The 18,519-nt window shown below is 67.2% G+C and carries 17 protein-coding genes; 14 read left to right on the plus strand and 3 right to left on the minus strand.

Annotation, left to right across the window (positions count from 1 at the left end; genetic code table 11):
• Positions 1 to 557 precede the first annotated feature (557 nt).
• Genes AC1DYS_RS00005 through AC1DYS_RS00015 form a run of 3 tightly spaced genes read left to right on the plus strand, consistent with a single transcriptional unit; the run spans position 558 to position 3,539 of the window.
• The gene (locus AC1DYS_RS00005; RefSeq protein WP_477894810.1) at positions 558 to 1,298 is read left to right on the plus strand and encodes an ABC transporter ATP-binding protein; all 741 of its coding nucleotides are present in this window, start codon (positions 558 to 560) and stop codon (positions 1,296 to 1,298) included.
• A gap of 1 nt (position 1,299) precedes the next feature.
• The gene (locus AC1DYS_RS00010; RefSeq protein WP_477894812.1) at positions 1,300 to 3,042 is read left to right on the plus strand and encodes an acyl-CoA dehydrogenase family protein; all 1,743 of its coding nucleotides are present in this window, start codon (positions 1,300 to 1,302) and stop codon (positions 3,040 to 3,042) included.
• On the plus strand, positions 3,039 to 3,539 hold the full coding sequence (locus AC1DYS_RS00015; protein ID WP_477894814.1) for a MarR family winged helix-turn-helix transcriptional regulator: 501 nt from the start codon (positions 3,039 to 3,041) through the stop codon (positions 3,537 to 3,539). Before AC1DYS_RS00010 ends, AC1DYS_RS00015 begins: the two co-directional genes overlap by 4 nt.
• Positions 3,540 to 3,550: 11 nt before the next feature.
• On the opposite strand, the gene AC1DYS_RS00020 is transcribed toward AC1DYS_RS00015, so the two are convergent.
• Positions 3,551 to 4,564 carry a helix-turn-helix transcriptional regulator gene (locus AC1DYS_RS00020; protein WP_477894816.1) on the minus strand — a complete coding sequence of 338 codons (1,014 nt, stop codon included), beginning with the start codon at positions 4,562 to 4,564 and terminating at the stop codon, positions 3,551 to 3,553.
• Positions 4,565 to 4,629: 65 nt separating this feature from the next.
• Here AC1DYS_RS00020 and AC1DYS_RS00025 point away from each other — a divergent pair, with 65 nt between their 5' ends.
• The 8 genes from AC1DYS_RS00025 (at position 4,630) to AC1DYS_RS00060 (ending at position 14,409) form a co-directional block, all read left to right on the plus strand.
• Positions 4,630 to 5,316 carry an NIPSNAP family protein gene (locus AC1DYS_RS00025; RefSeq protein ID WP_477894818.1) on the plus strand — a complete coding sequence of 229 codons (687 nt, stop codon included), beginning with the start codon at positions 4,630 to 4,632 and terminating at the stop codon, positions 5,314 to 5,316.
• Between the two features lie 69 nt (positions 5,317 to 5,385).
• Positions 5,386 to 5,967: a TetR/AcrR family transcriptional regulator gene (locus tag AC1DYS_RS00030; protein WP_477894820.1), complete on the plus strand. Its 582-nt coding sequence runs from the start codon at positions 5,386 to 5,388 to the stop codon at positions 5,965 to 5,967.
• 102 nt (positions 5,968 to 6,069) lie between these two features.
• Positions 6,070 to 7,530, plus strand: coding sequence for a DHA2 family efflux MFS transporter permease subunit (locus AC1DYS_RS00035; RefSeq protein WP_477894822.1), 1,461 nt, complete (start codon positions 6,070 to 6,072; stop codon positions 7,528 to 7,530).
• Positions 7,531 to 7,594: 64 nt separating this feature from the next.
• A complete protein-coding gene (locus tag AC1DYS_RS00040) occupies positions 7,595 to 7,792 on the plus strand; it encodes a hypothetical protein (RefSeq protein ID WP_477894824.1) in 198 nt (65 codons plus the stop codon).
• Positions 7,793 to 7,890: 98 nt separating this feature from the next.
• Positions 7,891 to 8,937 (plus strand): aldo/keto reductase, encoded by a 1,047-nt coding sequence (locus AC1DYS_RS00045; RefSeq protein ID WP_477894826.1) that lies wholly within the window; start codon positions 7,891 to 7,893, stop codon positions 8,935 to 8,937.
• A 114-nt stretch (positions 8,938 to 9,051) separates the two neighbouring features.
• The gene (locus AC1DYS_RS00050) at positions 9,052 to 9,855 is read left to right on the plus strand and encodes an alpha/beta fold hydrolase (RefSeq protein WP_477894828.1); all 804 of its coding nucleotides are present in this window, start codon (positions 9,052 to 9,054) and stop codon (positions 9,853 to 9,855) included.
• Between the two features lies 1 nt (position 9,856).
• On the plus strand, positions 9,857 to 11,395 hold the full coding sequence (locus AC1DYS_RS00055; protein ID WP_477894830.1) for a sensor histidine kinase: 1,539 nt from the start codon (positions 9,857 to 9,859) through the stop codon (positions 11,393 to 11,395).
• An 80-nt stretch (positions 11,396 to 11,475) separates the two neighbouring features.
• Positions 11,476 to 14,409 carry a DUF2135 domain-containing protein gene (locus tag AC1DYS_RS00060; RefSeq protein WP_477894832.1) on the plus strand — a complete coding sequence of 978 codons (2,934 nt, stop codon included), beginning with the start codon at positions 11,476 to 11,478 and terminating at the stop codon, positions 14,407 to 14,409.
• Positions 14,410 to 14,441: 32 nt separating this feature from the next.
• Here AC1DYS_RS00060 and AC1DYS_RS00065 read toward each other — a convergent pair whose 3' ends face one another.
• Positions 14,442 to 15,506 (minus strand): acyltransferase family protein, encoded by a 1,065-nt coding sequence (locus AC1DYS_RS00065; protein ID WP_477894834.1) that lies wholly within the window; start codon positions 15,504 to 15,506, stop codon positions 14,442 to 14,444.
• A 430-nt stretch (positions 15,507 to 15,936) separates the two neighbouring features.
• Positions 15,937 to 16,854: a LysR family transcriptional regulator gene (locus AC1DYS_RS00070; protein WP_477894836.1), complete on the minus strand. Its 918-nt coding sequence runs from the start codon at positions 16,852 to 16,854 to the stop codon at positions 15,937 to 15,939.
• A gap of 286 nt (positions 16,855 to 17,140) precedes the next feature.
• Between AC1DYS_RS00070 and AC1DYS_RS00075 the strand changes: the two genes are divergently transcribed.
• From AC1DYS_RS00075 to AC1DYS_RS00085, 3 genes are read left to right on the plus strand one after another with little or no spacing between them, the layout of a single operon-like run.
• Complete coding sequence (locus AC1DYS_RS00075) at positions 17,141 to 17,560, plus strand: DUF3574 domain-containing protein (RefSeq protein WP_477894838.1); 420 nt, start codon at positions 17,141 to 17,143, stop codon at positions 17,558 to 17,560.
• 2 nt (positions 17,561 to 17,562) lie between these two features.
• Entirely contained in the window at positions 17,563 to 17,952 is a 390-nt protein-coding gene (locus AC1DYS_RS00080; protein ID WP_477894840.1) for a hypothetical protein, read from the plus strand.
• Entirely contained in the window at positions 17,939 to 18,460 is a 522-nt protein-coding gene (locus AC1DYS_RS00085; protein ID WP_477894842.1) for a GNAT family N-acetyltransferase, read from the plus strand. Before AC1DYS_RS00080 ends, AC1DYS_RS00085 begins: the two co-directional genes overlap by 14 nt.
• Positions 18,461 to 18,519: the final 59 nt, after the last annotated feature.

The following is an 18,519-nucleotide window of genomic DNA, read 5'->3' on the forward strand; positions in this document are numbered from 1 at the left end:
GTTGTGGATGCGCGCTTGCGCGCGCGCCGCAAAGCCCTGTGCTGCTCAGCTCGTCCGAAGGGGGAGACGAACACCAGATTCGGCTCGCTGCGCATCGCACGAGGACGCATCGCTTCGCTCGCGCCCGATGCGAAGCGAGGTGGAGGGATGTTGCGAAGCAACGACCGCATTGCTCTTGGGCCCCGTGGGTGGCGTCGAGGAGCGCAGGGTTTTGGGGCCGCGCGCGTCAGCGCGCATCAACAACTGACTTCGCGACGTTTGTCTGAGCGGCGTGAACGAAGTGAACAAAGCGAGTTTGGCGCGAGGCCCCAAAGACCGAGCACCGCAGAGCAGTCCGGCGTAGCCGGACCGCCACCGTCGGGTCCCCCTTTCTTTGCTTACTTTCTTTCGGGGAAGCGAAAGAAAGTGAGTCGGCTGTCGGGACGACATCCCGACTCGGCCTCACGCAGTGAACAACATCTACGACAAAACGAGCAAGGCTTCGATACCTCAGCCCGAACGGCCAGTGGGATGCCGGCATGGGTTTCGACAAGCCCAACCTCAACGGGTACCAAACCATGACAGCCCCATTGCTCAAAGTAGAGAACCTCCACGCCGGCTACGGCCGAGCCGAAGTCCTCCACGGCCTCAACCTCGAAGCCAAGAAGGGCAGCGTCGTCACCGTCATCGGCCCCAACGGTGCCGGCAAATCCACGCTGCTCAATGCCTTGATGGGCGTACTCCCGTCGAAAGGCCAGATCCACTACAACGGCCACCCCATCGAGCAACAGGAACTCGAAGACCGCGTGATGCAGGGCATCGCCCTCGTCCCCGAAACACGTGCCCTGTTCGGCAGCATGCCGGTCGAAGACAACCTGCTGCTGGGCGCCTACCGCCAGTTCCGCCTGGGCAAGCGAGACAGCCAGCAAGCGATGGAAGAGGTGTTCACGCTCTTCCCCCGACTGAAAGAGCGCCGCAAGCAGCTCGCCGGCACGCTCTCGGGCGGCGAACGCCAGATGCTGGCCGTCGGCCGCGCGCTGATGAGCAAGCCGCAGTTGCTGATGCTCGACGAGCCCAGCCTCGGCCTCGCGCCGCTGATCGTCAAGGAGATCTTCAGGACCATCACCGGCCTGCGCGCCACCGGCGTGACCATCCTTCTGGTCGAGCAGAACGCACGCGCCGCGCTCGAAGTGGCCGACCATGGCTACGTGCTGGAGATGGGCGAGATCGCGCTCGAAGGCCCGGCCGCCGAGTTGGCGAAGGATCCACGCGTGATCGACACCTACCTGGGCGCCGCGCGCAAGAAACAGGAAGCCTGACATGTGGCACTACGCCCCTCCGCTGCGCGACATCCGCTTCGTCACCGAGGAGCTGCTGAACCTGCCTGCGCACTGGGCCACGCTGCCGGCGCATGCCGAGCTCGATGTGGACACCGCACGACAGGTGATCGAAGAAGCCGGCAAGTTCGCCGCAGACGTGGTGGCTCCGTTGAACGCCGTCGGAGACCTCGAAGGCTGCACGCTGCGCGACGGCGAGGTCAAGACGCCACGCGGTTACCGCGAGGCCTACCAGGCCTTCGTGGCCGCCGGCTGGCCCGCACTGGCCTGCGACCCGACCGTGGGCGGTCAAGGCCTGCCGCACGCCATCAACGCCGTGCTGCACGAGATGCTGAACTCGGCCAACCACGCCTGGAACATGTACCCGGGCCTGCTGCACGGCGCCTACGAATGCCTGAGGGCGCATGCCACGCCCGAGCTGAAGAACGGGTACCTGAGCAAGATCGTCAGTGGCGAATGGCTGTCCACCATGTGCCTGACCGAAGCCCATGCCGGCACCGACCTCGGCCTGTTGAAGACGCGTGCCGAACCGCAGCCCGATGGCAGCTCTCGCATCCGCGGTACCAAGATCTTCATCTCCGGCGGTGAGCACGACCTCAGCGACAACATCGTGCACATGGTGCTGGCGCGCATCGTCGACGCGCCGGCCGGCACCAAGGGCATCTCGCTCTTTCTCGTGCCAAAATTTTTGCCAAGCGGCGAGCGCAATACGCTGCGCTGTGATGGTCTCGAAAAGAAGATGGGCATCAAAGGCAGCGCCACCTGCGTGATGAGCTTCGACGGCGCCACCGGCTGGCTGGTGGGCGAGCCGAACCGCGGCCTGGCGGCCATGTTCTCGATGATGAATGCGGCGCGCCTGCACGTGGGCCTGCAGGGCGTGGGCCACTCGGAGAGCGCGTACCAGAACGCCTTGCGTTATGCGCTCGACCGCACGCAGATGCGTGCACCGCAACGGCCTGCCGATCGCGCAAGCGAAGCGGCTGACCCGATCGCGTTGCACCCGGCCATGCGCCACAAGCTGCTGCGGCAGCGCGCGCTGCTCGAAGGTGGGCGCGTGCTGGCGTACGAAACCTCGCACTGGCTCGACGTGGCCGAGCAGCACCCCGACGCCGCGGTGCGCGCCACCGCGCACGACGAGGTCTCGCTGCTCACGCCGGTGATCAAGGCCTTTCTCACGGACAACGGGTTTGCCGCCGCCGTCGCGGCGCAGCAGGTGTTCGGCGGCCATGGCTACATGCACGATTTCGGCGCCGAGCAGTGCGTGCGCGACAGCCGCATCTCGCTGATCTACGAAGGTACGAATGAGATCCAGGCCATCGACCTGCTGGTGCGCAAGGTGCTGCCCGATGGGGGCGCCAAGCTCGGCGCCTTGATCTGCCGCCTCGATGCGGAGTTGCCTGCGAGCGAACTGGCCACGCGGGCGAAAGGCTGGCTGACCGAGTGGCAGCAACTCACGCAGCAGCTGGTTCAGCAGTCGGCCGCCGACAGCGAGCTGCCCTACCGCGTGGCAGACGACTACCTGCGCCTGGCCGGCTTGGTGCTGCTAGCTCAAGGCTGGGCGCGTGCAGACGCCGTGGCGGCGCAAACCGATTCGGCTTTCCACGCAGCCAAGCGCGAGACGGCGCGCTATTACTTCGACCTCGTGTTGCCTGAAGCCAGCCTGTGCGTCGCGCGCATTCACGCAGGGCAGAATCCATTGCCGCATCTCACGACCTTGCCTGCATGAACGACTCGCAACTCGACGACGACATCACCGAGACCCGGGCGCATTCCGCGCCGCTCGACCAGTCGGGCCTCACGCACCTGGTCGGCTACGCGGCCACGCGCGCGTCGGTCGAGTTGAAGAAGTCGTTCAGCAAGCACATCGGCCCGCTGCAGCTGAAGGCGGTGGAGTTCGCGATCCTGACGCTGGTCGCCTCGAACGACCAGGTCAACCAGAAGCAGCTCGGCAAGGCACTCGACGTGTCGCCGCCGAACCTGGCCGTCACGCTGGACCGCATGGTCGAGCGCGGCTGGGTCGAGCGGGTGCGCAGCACCGAAGACCGGCGTGCGCAGATCGTGGTGCTCACCCCGAGTGGCAGCCAGCTCGTCAAGCGCGCACAGAGGATCGCCGCCACGATGGAAGACGAAACCCTGCGCGTGCTCTCGCCCGCCGAACGCCTGCTGCTGCTGGAGCTGCTGCTCAAGGTCTCCGGCGAAAAGGGCGGCGGCAAGCGGCGCTGAGCTAGCCGGCGCTAATCGGCATAAAGCGCGGTCCAGTCGCGCAACGTGTTGCGCAGTTCGCGGCGCAAGGCCGCTGGTTTCAGCACCTCGGCCTGCGCACCCAGTCTCAACAATTGCGCCGCCGCGTGGCTCACCGATTCGATCGGAATCGTGACCTGCAGCCAGCCGGCCTGTGAATCCGCCGCCTGCGTGCGGCCTGCAGCTTCAGCCACGGCCGGGCTGAAGTTGTTCAAGGTCTTGAGGCCCTGGCGCGTGACGCGCAGCACGGCTTCGTCCTGGTACAGCTCGGCCTCGAAGCGCTGGGTCGAGGCCGTCCAGTACGACGCGAGGTCGAAGTCTTTCGGCCGCGTGAAGTGCTCGCCGGTGGCCGTCAAGGAGAGGATGCTGCTCAGCCGATAGGTGCGCACCTTGCCGTTGGGCACGGCGGTGCGCGCCGCCACGTACCAGATGCCGGCCTTCAGCACGAGGCCGAGCGGCTCGACCTCGCGCTCGGAGGTGCGTTCCCAGCTTTCGTATTGCAGCCGCAGCCGCTCTTCATGCCACACCGCTTGCGCGACAGAGGGCAAATGGTTCACCGGCGAGCTGCCGCGGTACCAGTCGATCGGGTCGAGGTGAAAGCGCGCGCTGACGCGGCGCGCGTCTTCCTGCCAGCCGGGGGGCAAGGCGGCCAGCAGCTTCAGTTGCGCCGATGCCATCGCCTCGCCCAGCCCCAACTCGCGTGCCGGGCCCGGCAGCCCGCCGAGAAACACCGCCTGCGCCTCGGTGGCGGTGAGGCCGGTGAGCTTGGTGCGCCAGCCTTCCTGCAACACGAAGCCGCCCTGGCGACCGCGCTCGGCCCACACCGGCACGCCGGAGGCGCTGAGTGAATCGATGTCGCGGTGGATGGTGCGCACCGACACCTCGAGCTCGGCGCTCAGTTGCTGCGCGCTCATGCGCCCGCGGGTCTGCAACAGCATCAGGAGGGAAAGCAATCGGCTCGCTTGCATGAGACGGATTGTCACGCCATACATGACATGCGTTGGCATGGAATGGGGCGCAGCATGGCGTCATTCACCTCTGGCCGAGACCCACCTCCAACGAAAGGATCGCCATGCCTCACCTGCCTGCCATCATCGAACTCCGCCAATACACACTCCACCCCGGCCAGCGCGAGGCGCTGATCGAGCTCTTCGAGCGCGAATTGATCACGCCGCAGCAGGACGCCGGCATGACGCTGCTCGGCCAGTTCCGCGATCTCGACGACGCCGACCGCTTCGTCTGGCTGCGCGGCTTTACCGACATGCAGCAGCGCGCGCAGGCGCTCGGCGACTTCTACGGCGGCCCGGTGTGGAAGCGCCACCGCGACGCAGCCAACGCCACGATGATCGACTCCGACAACGTGCTGCTGCTGAAGCCCGCACGACCGGGTGCCATCACGCCGCGAACCGGCCTGCACGTCATCACCACGTGGCAGCTGGCGGAAGCAGCAGATAACGAACTGCTGGCCCTGTTCGACGAGACCGTCATGCCGCTATGGCGTGATGCCGGGGGCGACTGCCTCGCGACCCTGGTCACCGAGCCCGGCCCCAACACCTTTCCGCGCCTGCCAGTGCGCGAAGGCGAGAACGTGATCGTCACCTGGACGCGATTCGACGATGGCACAGCGCACACGCGCTTCCAGGCCACGCCGGCGCAGTCGACGGCATGGTTGAAGCAGGCGTTCCCGCAACTGCAACGCCGGCTGGCTTCGCCGCCACAGGTGCTGCGCCTGGTGCCCACCGCCTTCTTGTCCCGTTAATCGGCCAACTTGCAAAGCACCGAAACACGAATTATGATGACCGTCATATTTTGAATCGCAGGCCATTCTGTGGACAAACCGCTCAGCCGCCGAGAGATCTCGCATGACCGCATCGTCGAAGCCGCCTCGCGCGCCATTCGCCGCAGCGGGTATGCCGGCACCGGCGTCGCCGACATCATGCGCGAGGCCGGCCTCACGCATGGCGGCTTCTACGCCCACTTCGAATCACGCGACGCCTTGCTGGCCGAGGCCGTGGCCCGGGCCGGGCGTGACAGCGCGGCCCTGGTCGAGCGCCGTGCACAGAACCGCAGCAAGGACACGAGCGCCTTGCGTGCGCTGGTTGAAGGCTACCTGTCCGAGACGCACCTCACCTCGGCCGAAACCGGCTGCGTGGTCTCGGCGCTGGTCTCCGAAATCCCGCGCCAGGCGCCCGAGGTGCGCGAGGCTTCGGCCGAACGCGTGCAGGCGCTGATCAACCGCGTTCGCCAATCGCTGCCACCCAGCGTCAAGCCCGATGCCGCCGGTGTGATCACCAGCACGATGGTGGGCGCCCTGCAGCTGGCGCGTGCACTCGGCGATGAGAAGCAGGCACGCGCGCTGCTGAAATCCGCACGCACGGCGCTGCTCGACCAATACGACACCCAAGCCTAGGCGCGGAGCACACCGCACCCGTTTTCGTTTTCTGCCAAAAATATGACGAACATCATATTTATCTGAAACAGCGCTGAGCGTCACCCACAGAGCGAGCCCACCATGAAGCCCCACCCCACCCCGGCGGCGGTTGCCGCAGCCCCGGCTGCAGCCTCCATCAACGCGACCGCCACTGCAGCCAACGCGGCCACCCTCACGGCGGCACCGGCGTCGCCCTGGCCCATCTTCTGGGTGGCGAGTGTGGCGGTGTTCCTGGTGTCGCTCGACACCACGATGCTGTACGCGGCCTTCGGTGCCTTGCGCGCCGGGTTCCCGCAGGCCAGCGCGGCCGACATGTCGTGGGTGCTCAACGCCTACACGGTGGTCTATGCCGCGATGCTGATCCCGGCCGGCGGATTGGCCGACACACACGGCCGCAAGAAGATCTTCATGATCGGCGTGACGCTCTTCCTCGCGGCGTCGGCGGCGTGCGGGCTGGCCGGCACGGTGGGCTGGCTGATCGCGGCGCGCGCGCTGCAGGCTGTGGGCGCAGCGCTGCTCACACCGGCCTCGCTCGCCATCGTGCTGGCGGCGTTCCCGCAGAGCAAGCGTGCCGTAGCGGTGAGTCTGTGGGGCGCGGTGGGCGGCCTGGCTGCGGCCATCGGCCCGAGCCTGGGTTCCTTCGTGGTCGACTCGGTCGGCTGGCCCTGGGCCTTCTTCATCAACCTGCCGCTCGGCGCACTGTCCATCTGGCGCGGCGCCTCGCTGCTGCAGGAAGTGCGCCGCCCGGGCGTTGCGCGCCGGCTCGACATGGTCGGCATGGCGATGGTCATCGTCGGCGTGGGCGCGCTCGCGCTGAGCATCGTGCAGCTGGACGCGCCGACCTGGTCGCGCAGCGAGCTGCTCGTCGCGGCGGCCACCGGCGTCATCGCGCTCGTCGCCTTCATCGTGTGGGCGCGCAAGGCCGCCGAGCCGCTGGTCGACCTGAGCCTCTTCAAGCACCGCACCTACACCTTCGTGAACCTGGCCACGCTGAGCTTCGGTATCGCCTTCGCGATGATGTTCTTCGGCTTCTTCTTCTACATGACCGAGGTGTGGCACTACAGCCTGCCGCGCGCCGGCCTGGCCATCACGCCCGGGCCCCTGCTGGTGGTGGCGACGGCCATCATCACCGGCCGCATCGCGGCGCGCATCGGCCACCGGCCGTTCCTGGTCGGCGGCGCGCTGATCTATGCCGCCAGTGGCACCTGGTTCCTGCTGGTGCCCGGCCTTTCGCCTGACTACCTGCACCAGTGGTTGCCGGGCGTGATCCTCAGCGGCCTGGGGGTCGGCATGGTGCTGCCCTCGCTCTCCGCCGCGGCGGTGAACAAGTTGCCGGCCGAGCAGTACGCCGTGGGCAGCGCGGTCAACCAGGCCACCCGCCAGATCGGCTCGGTGATGGGCGTTGCGATCACGGTGCTGCTGCTCGGCCACGCCGGCGTGCAGCGCGCCGACTTCGTGCCGCTTTACGCGCTGCACGTGGGCCTGGCCTTGTTGACAGCCCTGCTGTGCCTGCCGGTCGACACACGCCCCGCCAAGAAATGAACCGACACCCCATAAAAACAAACGAGACAGCCACGACGAACCAACATCCGCCAGGAGCTTCCTCATGAACACCCGCCCTTCTCCCCTCAGCTTTGCCAGCATGCTGGTCCGCGCCCAGCGCCGCCACCAGGCAATGCATGCGCCGGCAGTCTTTGCCAAGCGGGACGACGCGGCGGCGTCGAATGCGCCGACCCTGGACGTGGCGGCCAGACGCATGACGAGCGCTTGCCCTTCGGCGCAGCGGGCAGCGGCAAGCAGATAACCGCGACGCGCCCCAGGCTTACAGCCTGCGCATATGCTGGGCCGCTCGCCCGGACCCAGCGGCCCGGGTTCCCCATTCAGCGGACGGAGCCCATCACCATGCGCAACCATTCCCTCGGCCGCACCGGCCTCTTCGTGTCCGAGCTGTGCCTCGGCACCATGACCTTCGGCGGCGATGACGCCAGCCTGTGGGGCAAGATCGGCAAGCTGCAGCAAAGCGATGCCGAGCGCCTCGTCGGCCAGGCCATCGACGCCGGCATCAACTTCATCGACACCGCCGACGTCTATGCCGGCGGCCTCTCCGAGCAGATCACCGGCCAGGCGCTGAAGAACCTCAAGATACCGCGCGACAAGGTGGTCGTCGCGACCAAGGTCTTCGGCGAAACGGGCAACGGCCCCAACACGCGCGGCCTGTCGCGCAGCCACATCATCGACGGCGTGAAGGCCAGCCTCACACGCTTGCAGCTCGACCACATCGACCTCTACCAGGTGCATGGCTTCGACCCCGCCACGCCGATCGACGAGACCTTGCGCGCGCTCGACCAGCTGGTGCGCCATGGCCATGTGCGCTACATCGGCGTGTCCAACTGGGCGGCCTGGCAGATCGCCAAGGCACTGGGCATCTCAGAGCGGCTCGGCCTCGCGCGCTTCGAGTCGCTGCAGGCCTACTACACCGTGGCCGGCCGCGACCTCGAACGCGAGATCGTGCCGATGCTGAAGAGCGAAGGCGTCGGCCTGATGGTGTGGAGCCCGCTTGCCGGTGGCCTGCTCAGCGGCAAGTACACCCGCAACCAGCAAGGCGAAGAAGGCAGCCGCCGCATCGCGTTCGACTTCCCGCCGGTGGACAAGGATCGCGCCTACGATTGCGTCGAAGCGATGCGGCCCATGGCCCTGGAACGCGACGTATCGGTGGCCCAGATAGCTCTTGCTTGGTTGCTGCACCAACCGCAGGTCACGAGCGTGATCATCGGCGCCAAGCGGCCCGAACAACTCGCCGACAACCTGGCCGCCACCAAGGTCACGCTCAACGTCGATGAGATCGACAAACTCGATGCTGTGAGCAAGCTGCCATCGGAATATCCGGGATGGATGTTCGAGCGCCAAGGCGAGTACCGCCGCAAGCAGATGCAAGAGCCACGAATCTGAGTTGAATGACGCATCTTCACGGGGTTCGCAACGCCGAACCCTGTGGAAGAATCGCGCCTCACGCGTTGCACCCGCTCAGTTCCCTGACGGTCTTCGGCTTGAAGGGAATCAACGATGGGCGCACTGGAGCGCAACAACGTACAGGTGATCGGAAGCGGTTCCAGCACGCTGGTGTTCGCACATGGCTTCGGCTGCGACCAGACCATGTGGCGCCTGTTGGCACCAGCGTTCGCCGAGCGTTTCAAGGTCGTGCTGTTCGACTTGGTCGGTAGCGGCGGCTCCGAGCTCCGCGCGTACGACCGCCACAAATACAGCAGCCTGCAAGGCCATGCAGACGACGTGATCGAAATCATCGAAGCCACCGCTGCCGGCCCGGCCATCTTTGTCGGCCACTCGGTGAGCGCGATGATCGGCATGCTCGCCGGCATCAGCGCGCCGGGCCTGTTCAAGGGCCAGGTGATGATCGGCCCGTCGCCTTGCTACATCAACGATGGCGACTACGCCGGCGGCTTCGTGCGGGCCGACATCGAAGACCTGCTCACCACGCTCGACGGCAACTACCTCGGCTGGGCCAGCAACATGGCGCCCGCCATCATGGGCGCACCCGACCAACCCGAGCTGGGCGCGGAGCTGACCAACAGCTTCTGCCGCACCGACCCCGAGATCGCCAGGCACTTCGCCCGCGTGACCTTCACCTCCGACCACCGCGCCGATGTGTTGCGGCACACCGCGCCCACGTTGATCCTGCAATGCAGCGACGACTTCATCGCGCCATGCTCGGTCGGTGAGTACCTGCACGCACAGTGGCCGCAGAGCAGCTTGCGCATCGTCCAGAACATCGGGCATTGCCCCCACCTCAGCGCGCCGCACGCGTGCGCCGAGGCCATCAGCGAATTCGTCAGAGGCTTCGATACCTAAGGTGTGCGCCGCTCAAGACAACCTGCCCCCCTCGGCCGAGCTGCTGTGGGATGACGCCGCCTGCGGCCTGCTGGTGACCAGCGAGAACGGCCTGATTCTCAAGGTCAACAACACCTTCTGCCGCTGGCTCGGGTTTGAGCGTGCCGAACTCGTGGGCCTGCAGCGCCTGCAGAACCTGCTGAGCATGGGCGGGCGCATCTTTCACCAGACGCACTGGGCGCCGCTGCTGCAAATTCAAGGCTCGGTGGCCGAGGTCAAGCTCGACGTGGTGCATGCCGACGGCCACAGCATTCCGATGATGCTGAACGCGGTGCGCCGCCAGCATGGCGACTCGGTGTTCCATGAGCTGGCCGTGTTCGTCGCCGAAGACCGCCACCGCTACGAGAGCGAGATCCTGCGCGCACGCAAGAACGCCGAGGCCCTGCTCGCCAACGAGCAGGAGGCGCAGGACGCGCTCACCGTCGCGCAGGCGCGCCTCAGGCTCGCGCTCGACCTGGCACAGCTTTATGTGTGGGCCGTGGACGCGTCCACCCGCAAGCGCCAGTACGAAGACAGCGTGACGCGCCTGCTGGGCCTGCCTTCGGGTCAGCGCGTCGACCACGAACAGTTCGTCGGCCGCATCCATGCGGACGACCGCGAGGACGAAGCCGAAGCCTTCAGGCTCGCCGTGAGCATGCCGGGCACGATGTACCAGTGCAGCTACCGGCTGCAGGGGTTCGATGGTGTGGAGCGTGTGATCAGCTCCTCGGGCCAGGGCTTCTTCGGGCCCGATGGCCGCCTGCTCACCTTCGTCGGCGCACTGCAGGACGTGACCGATGCTGCCCACCTGCGCGCCACCGCCGAAGACCGCGCCCTGCTCGCCGAGCAGATGATCGGCATCGTCAGCCACGACCTGCGCAACCCGCTCGCCGCCATTCAGACCAGCGCCCACCTGCTGGCCCGCGGCGACTTGTCGGCCGAGCAGTACAAAGTGCTGAGCCGCATCACCAACTCAACCAGCCGCGCCAACCGGCTGATCGCCGACCTGCTCGACTTCACCGTCGCGCGCATCGGCAGCGGGCTGGCCATTGACCCGCAGCCGGTCGACCTGCACCTGCTGGTCGCGGACAACCTCACCGAGCTGCGCGACGCCTTCCCGACCCGGTTGCTGCGGCACGAGAGGCGCGGCGAAGGCATGAGCCTGGCCGACGCCGATCGCCTGTCGCAGCTGATCGGCAACCTGGTCGGCAACGCCGTGGCTTACGGCGACCCGGCCGAGCCCATCACCGTCACCTCGCAGATCGAGGCCCGCATGTTCGTGCTGAGCGTGCACAACCATGGCGAGCCGATCCCGGCCGCCTCGCTGCGCACGCTGTTCGAGCCGATGGTGCGTGGCAACGGCAGCTCGGCCGACGCGAAGCGCAGCGTGGGCCTCGGCCTTTTCATCGTGCGCGAGATCGTGCGGGCACACCGCGGCGAGATCCTGGCCACCTCCACGGCCGAAGACGGCACGAACTTCCGGGCCATGTTCCCCAGGCGAGTGCCCACTCAGCCGGCCTGAGTTCACCCTCCGAAAATACTTTCACCCCGTTCGGCGGGTTCGGCCGTGGAAGGTGTGTGTCCCACACTTTTCACACCACCATGCGAACCCTGTTGCCCGGCGTGCTGGCCGCCATCACCCTGCTGAGCGCAAGCATCGGCACCCCTGCCCAGACGAGCCAGCGCCGCATTGCCGAGCCGATCCCTCGCCTGCTCGTGCGCGATGCACGCGTGCCGGTGCGGCTCGAATCGGTCGACCTGCGTGCCGAGGTCGTCGGCCATGCGGTGAGCACGCGCGTCGAACTGGTCTTTCGCAACCCCAACGACCGCGTGCTCGAAGGCGAGCTGCAGTTCCCGCTGCGTGAAGGCCAGCTCGTCACCGGCTTCGCGCTCGACATCAACGGCGAGCTGCGCCCCGCCGTGCCGGTGGAAAAAGCCAAAGGCCAGCAGGTGTTCGAAGACGTGATCCGCGCACGCGTCGACCCCGCCTTGCTCGAGGTGACCGAGGGCAACAACTACAAGCTGCGCGTCTACCCGCTGCCGCCGCAAGGCACACGCCGCGTGGTGCTGCACCTGTCACAGACGCTCGGGTTAGGCGGGCGCCTCGAGTTGCCACTCAAGTTCGCCGACACGGTGCCGCGGCTCGACGTGGAGGTGCGCGTGGCCGATGTGTCGCCCGCCGCCCTCACCGCGAGCGCGCCCGGCCTGCCGCCGCAGGCCATCACGCGCAGCCAGGCGAACAACGGCTGGGCTGAGCTCTCGCTGCACCAGCTCGACTACGCCGGTGCGGCGGGCCTGAGCATCGCCTTGCCCCAGCGCAGCGACACGCTGGTCGCTACGCAGACCGCCGGCGACCAAACCTACTTCTACGCCGAATTGCCAGTCACCCAGCGCGTGGCCGCACGCACTGCACCGCGCCGCATCGCGCTGCTGTGGGACGCCTCGGGCTCCGGCGCGCGCCGCGACCACGGCCGCGAGTTCGCCCTGCTCGGCGCCTACTTCGGCGCCCTGCGCAACGTGGAGGTCACGCTGCGCGTGGGGCGCGACGTGGCCGAGCCGGCGCAACGCTTCAGCATCAAGGACGGCCGCTGGGACGAGCTGCGCCGCGTGCTCGACGGGCTGGCCTACGACGGCGCCAGTAATCTGCCCGCGCTCATCGCCCCCGAAGGTAACGACCTCGCGCTGCTCTTCACCGACGGCCTTTCCAACTGGGGCACGACGAACACGCTCGCCCCGAGTCCCGTGCCGCTCTATGCCGTGAGCGCGTCAGCCAGCGTCGATGCCACGCGCCTGCGCCAGCTCGCCGAGCGCAGCGGCGGCGAGTGGCTCGAACTCGTCAGCACACCCACGGCCGAAGCCACCAAGGCCTTGCAGACCCGCAAGGCGCGCTTGCTCCGCATGGGCAGCAACGGCGCACGCCACCTCGTCGCCTCGTCACCCTATGCCAGCAACGGCCACATCGCCATTGCCGGTGTGCTGAGCGAGCCACAGGCCGAGTTGGTGCTGGAGTTCGAGCTGCCGAACGGGCAGGTCGAGCGGCAAGCCGTCAAGGTCGCGCCGCGAAGCAATGCGACGCAGGAAGGCGCCACACAGGTGGCCCAGCGCTGGGCCAGCCTGCGCGTGGCCGAGCTGGAAGCCGACTACGACGACAAGCGTGGCGAGATCCGTCGCCTCGGCAAGGCCTTCGGCCTGGTGACGCGCGAGACCTCGCTGATCGTGCTCGACGCGGTGGCCGACTACGTGCGCTTCGAGATCGAGCCGCCCACTGCGCTGCGCGCCGAGTACGAACGCCAGCTCGCGCAGCAGGGCCAGCGCATGAAGCTCGGGCGTGCCAGTCACATCGACCAGGTCGTCGCCCGCTTTGCCGAGCAGCAGGCGTGGTGGGACAAGAGCTTCCCCAAGGACGACTGGCGCGCCGTGTCCGAGGAGCAGAAGCGCCAGACCGGCGGTATCGCCGCCGGCGTGTTGCAGGAGATGGCCTCGCCACCGCCGGCCCCCGCGGCACGCGCCATGGCGCCGGTACGGGCCGAGCGCTCGGCTGACGCGCGCGATGCGAAGAGCGACATCACCCTCCAAAAATCAAACAGCGCGAACGGCGCTACCGGCCCAGCGCCGGCCACCATCACGCTCACGCCATGGGCACCCGATGCGCCGTACGCCAAACGCCTGCGGGAGGCCGCCCCTGAAGCCGTGTACCAGCGCTACCTAGATGAGCGCCCCGACTTCACCAGCAGCACCGCCTTCTTCCTCGATTCGGCCGACGTGCTGTTCGCCAAGGGCCGGCCGGAACTCGCGTTGCGCGTGCTCTCCAACCTGGCTGAGATGGACCTCGAGAACCGCCACATCCTGCGCGTGCTCGGCTACCGCCTGATGCAGGCTGGGCAGCCGGCGCTCGCCATCCCCGTCTTCAAGACGGTGCAGCGTCTGAGCCCCAACGAGCCGCAGTCGTACCGCGACCTCGGCCTCGCGCTGGCCGAAGCCAACCAATGGCAAGACAGTGCCGAGCAACTCTGGCAAGTGGTCTCGCGCCCTTGGGACGGCCGCTTCCCCGACATCGACATGACGGCACTGGCCGAGATGAACGCCGTGATCGCCCGCGCAGCCCGCAGCGGCCAGCCGCTGAAGACCGACACCTTCGACAAGCGTCTGCTGCGCAACCTGCCGCTCGACCTGCGCATCACACTCGCCTGGGACGCCGACAACACCGACATCGACCTCTGGGTCATCGACCCCAACGGCGAGAAAGCCTTCTACGGCCACCGCCTGAGCCACCAGGGCGGCCGCGTCTCGCGCGACGTGACGGGTGGCTACGGCCCCGAAGAGTTCGCACTGCGTGTCGCCAAGCCGGGCAAGTACACCGTGCAGGCGCAGTTCTATGGCCACCGCCAGCAGGTGGTGGCGCCGGCCACCACGCTGATGATGCGGCTGACCACCGGCTTCGGCCGCGCCGACCAGAAGGACGAGATGGCCACGCTGCGGCTGGCGGGTCAGTCGCAGATGGTCACGGTGGGGACCTTCGAAGTCGGCCAGCCGTAACGGATGGCGGGCTTGACCTCCGCCCCGGGTGGTCAAGCCTGCGCGGCAGCGACGCGACGCGTGAATGCTTGCGAAAGAACCGCGCGGACACGCGGTTCAGCATGGCGGACGATCAGGTAGGCCAGGACCACGAGCCCCGCGATGGCCATGAAAGGCAGGGCCCAGCCGGGAATGAAAGCCGCCTCGCTCCCTGCCTTGATGACCATCGCGATCATCAGGTTCTCGTGCATCAGGTAGAGCGGGTAGCTGACCAAGCCGAGGAACTGGAACAGCCGGGCGTTCAACGGAATACGCAGCGACGGGTAGACCAGCGTTGCGGCGAACAGCAGCGACATGGCGGCTGCCGCGAGGAAGCGAGGCACCGTCTGCTGGTGGAAGCCCAAGGGGCTCACGAGGGCGACGCCCAGCCCGAACCACAACCACCGGCGCTCTCTCGTCTTGTGGAAGACGTAGAACGCGGCCCCCGATGCAAACCACCCGAAGTTGTCGAACGACAGGGCGTTGGACAGGTCGTTCACTGCGACGGAGACCAGGCCGCTCCCCTGGCTTCGTGCCGCGGCCGAGAGCAGGTTGAGCGCAAAGGCCGACAGCAGCGCGACGAACAGCACGTTCCTGCCTCGCCAGTAGTAAACGACGGCGGCGAACACATAGAACTTGAACTCGACGAACAGCGACCAGAACGCGTCTTCGAGCGGGAGCACGCGGTAGCCGGTGAGCGCGGACCACCAGGCCGGCTCGATGAAGGTGAGGCCGGGCAGCAGGCTCAGCGGTGTGGGCTCGCCGGCCGGCCGCTCCGGGAAGAACCCTGACGTTCCATAGATGATGAGAGAGCAGATCAACATCGCCGGAAAGAGCCGCAACCAGCGGCGGGCCAAAAAGGTCTTGGCGCTGCTGCAGCTCTCGAGCGTCATCAAGATGACGAAGCCTGAGATCAGGAAGAACAGGTTGACGCCCAGCCAGCCGTATTTGAAGAACGGAAAGTTCGCGAACTGGCCACCGTACGGAACGACGGCCGCCCACCGGGTGAAGGCGTGGTACAGGAGCACGAGCATGATCGCGAGCCCGCGATGCCCGTCCAGAAAGCCGATGCGGCTCATTGTTTATCCCTCGGTGGTTTTATTGCCGCACGATCACTACGCGCTCATAACCTGATATCTGCGTGGCGTGCTTGCAAACCAACTCCCTGGCCGGTGCAATGCAACTTCCGTGCTGATGCTTACCGCTCAAAGCGGTGCGTTCTTTTTGCGACCTTGATTGCCATGAGCCGACGCACCGCAACGCGGCTGGCTTCGGGGGCCAGATCGGTGCGCAAAGCCGGGCAGGGCCTCCTCATCGGTGCTAACTCGGCTCGCTCATGGCGACAGAACGCACTCTGCCAGATCACCGGCGATTCGCCACGCGGCGTCGTGTCGCGTTTGTTGTCGTGGCGTTTCATGCTCCGCAACAAGCTGCGAGCGGAGCAGCGAAACTGAGTCGAAGTTGGGTGGCGACACGCAGCTTCGACCGGCGCTTGTCGCAAGTGCGAGCTCAGCCCGGCGCTGACCCGCGGTCTTCGCGCACGCCGGCCAGGCGGACCGCGTGGCCGCGCATCACCTCCGCCAGGAAGTTCACGACCACGCGCACCGACTCGTTCAGCCGGACCTCGCGCCGGTAGACCAGCGAGAGCGCCCTGCTGGCCAACACCTTCGGTGTGAGCCGCACCAGCGCCGGGTCATCGTCTGCAAGCATGCAGGGGAGCACGGCCATGCCGGCACCGGACTTCGCGGCCTCCAGCATCGTGGCCATCTCGTTGGTGCGCAGCACCAGCACCGCATCGGTGGCATGGCGCTCCAGCCACTGTGCTGCCGGCATGGAGGCCAGGTCGGCACCGTAGGCAATCACCTTGTGGCCGTGCAGCGCTTCGGGTTGCGCGGGCGCCGAGTGGTCCTTCAGGTAACGCGGCGAGGCGTACAGCGACCAGCCCACCTCACCGAGCGAGCGCGCCACCAGTGATTCGTCGTCAATGGGACCGAGGCGAACGGCCAGCTCGGCTTCACCGCGTTGCAGGTCCAGCAGCTGGCCGCCGCTCACCGTCTCCAGAATCACCTCGGGATGAGCGGCACGCAGCTGCACCAGTTCGTCGGCAAAGAGGCCGATGAAGCCAGACGGCAAGGCCACGCGCACGCGCCCTCGTTGCGCTGCTGCGCGCTCGCGCACGGCGAGCACATGGCGCTCCACGTCGGCCACCAGCGGCAGCAGTTGTTCACCCAGCGGCGTGAGCGACAGCCCGTCGGGACTGCGCAGCAGCAGCGGAGCACCGAAGGAGCGCTCGAGCGCCGACAGGCGGCGCCCGATGGTCGTGTGCTGCACGCCCGACGAGCGCGCAGCGCCCGCCAGCGTCCCGGCCCGCGCGGCGAGCAGGAAGTAGCGCAGGTCGTCCCAATTGAGATCGGTGTCGTCGGCCACGGCCGCACTCTACGCGTCAATGCAGCCGAAAAAAAGCGCGGTTGTGCCTGGCTGCACAGGGCTCTGCGCACATCGTGAATCGACAACGACTTCGCTCGCGAGCAGCATCACGCTCCTTCATTTCCTCCGGGGCCGTCTCTTCGCAGCTTGCGATGGGCCACATGGGATGAAGACTGCGCTGCGGAGCAGGCCGTTCGTGGATGCATGAAACGCTTGTCGCAATTCTTCAAGACCGCTGCCCACCCGCTCGGCACGATCTGCCTTCTTATTCGTGAGGTGATTTGCCATGTTCAATTTCTACAGAATCGCTGCAGCGTCCCTGCTGTCCGCCATGATCGTGGCCTGCGGGCCGCTGCCCGCTGCCAAGGGCTGCGCCTTCGGCAGCGTCACGCGCCTGTACCTCGGCCGCGACACGCCGGCAGGCGCCTTGACCGAAGGCCAGTGGGAGCAGTTCGTCGCCGAGACGGTGACGCCCCGCTTCCCCGACGGCTTCACCGTGCTCGACGCGCAAGGCCAATGGCGCGCCGCCGACGGCTCGGTGCGCAAGGAAGCCACGCGCGTGATCGAAGTGGTGCACAGCGACGACCCGCGCACCCGGGCGCGCGTGCGCTCGGTGGCCGTCGACTACCAGCACCGGTTTGCGCAGCAGTCGGTGCTGGTGTCGACCTCGCCAACCTACCAGTGCATGGACTTCTCAGGAGCCTGAGCATGGTCTCGAACCGATTCATTCGCACCGCCGCGGTGTTCTTCGTCATCGGCGTGTTCCTCGGCATCTACATGGGCATCACCAAGGACTTCCGCTTCACGCATGTGCACGCGCACGTGAACCTGCTCGGCTGGGTGGCGCTGGGCCTGTGCGGCCTGATCTATGGCGTGCACCCACAGCTGCAGCAGGGTTGGTGGCCGCAGGTGCACTACTGGTTTCACACGCTGGGGCTCGTCTCCTTCATGGGAGGCTTTGCGTGGGGCACCGTCACGGGCGTGTTCGCCTTCATGCCGGTGGCCGTGGGGGCCTCGATGGTGGCAGTGGGCGTGGCGGTGTTCGCGCTCAACGTGTGCCTGCGGCTCGGCGCGGGGGTGGTGCATGAAGCGCCATAACCTGGCTCATGCCTTCGAGCCGCCACGGCCCGCGGCCTCGCGCTTCGCGTTGTGTCGCATCACGGTGCGGCCGGCGCGGGCCTGGGAGCAGGAGGCCATTCGCCGCCTGGTGCTGAGCGAGCGGCTCAACCCGACCGACCTGCGTTGGCACAACTTCATCGTGGCGGTGGATGACAGCGTGCTCGTGGGCGCGGTACAGCTGCGCCGCCATGCCGACGGCTCGCGTGAACTGGGCTCGCTCGTCGTCTTGCCGCAGGTGCGTGGGCAGGGCATTGCCGCCAGGCTGATCGACACCTTGCTGGCCGACCAGCGCGGCCCGGTACACATGATCACGAACGGCGAGCATGCGGCGCGCTACCGGCAGTGGGGGTTCGAGCGCATCGAGCCGCGGCGGGCGCCATGGCATGTGCGGCGCAACCACCTGTTCGGCCGCCTCGCCCGCGTGATCTCGTTCTTCAAGGGGCGGCCGCCCGTGCGCCTGGTGATCCTGGAGCGCGCTGAGCGCTGAGCGCCGGGATCTGGGACTCTTGTCCCGGGTTCACTGGCATGGGCGGCATCGATCGGGAC

This window comes from Rhizobacter sp. P2_G4 (genome assembly GCF_056403575.1).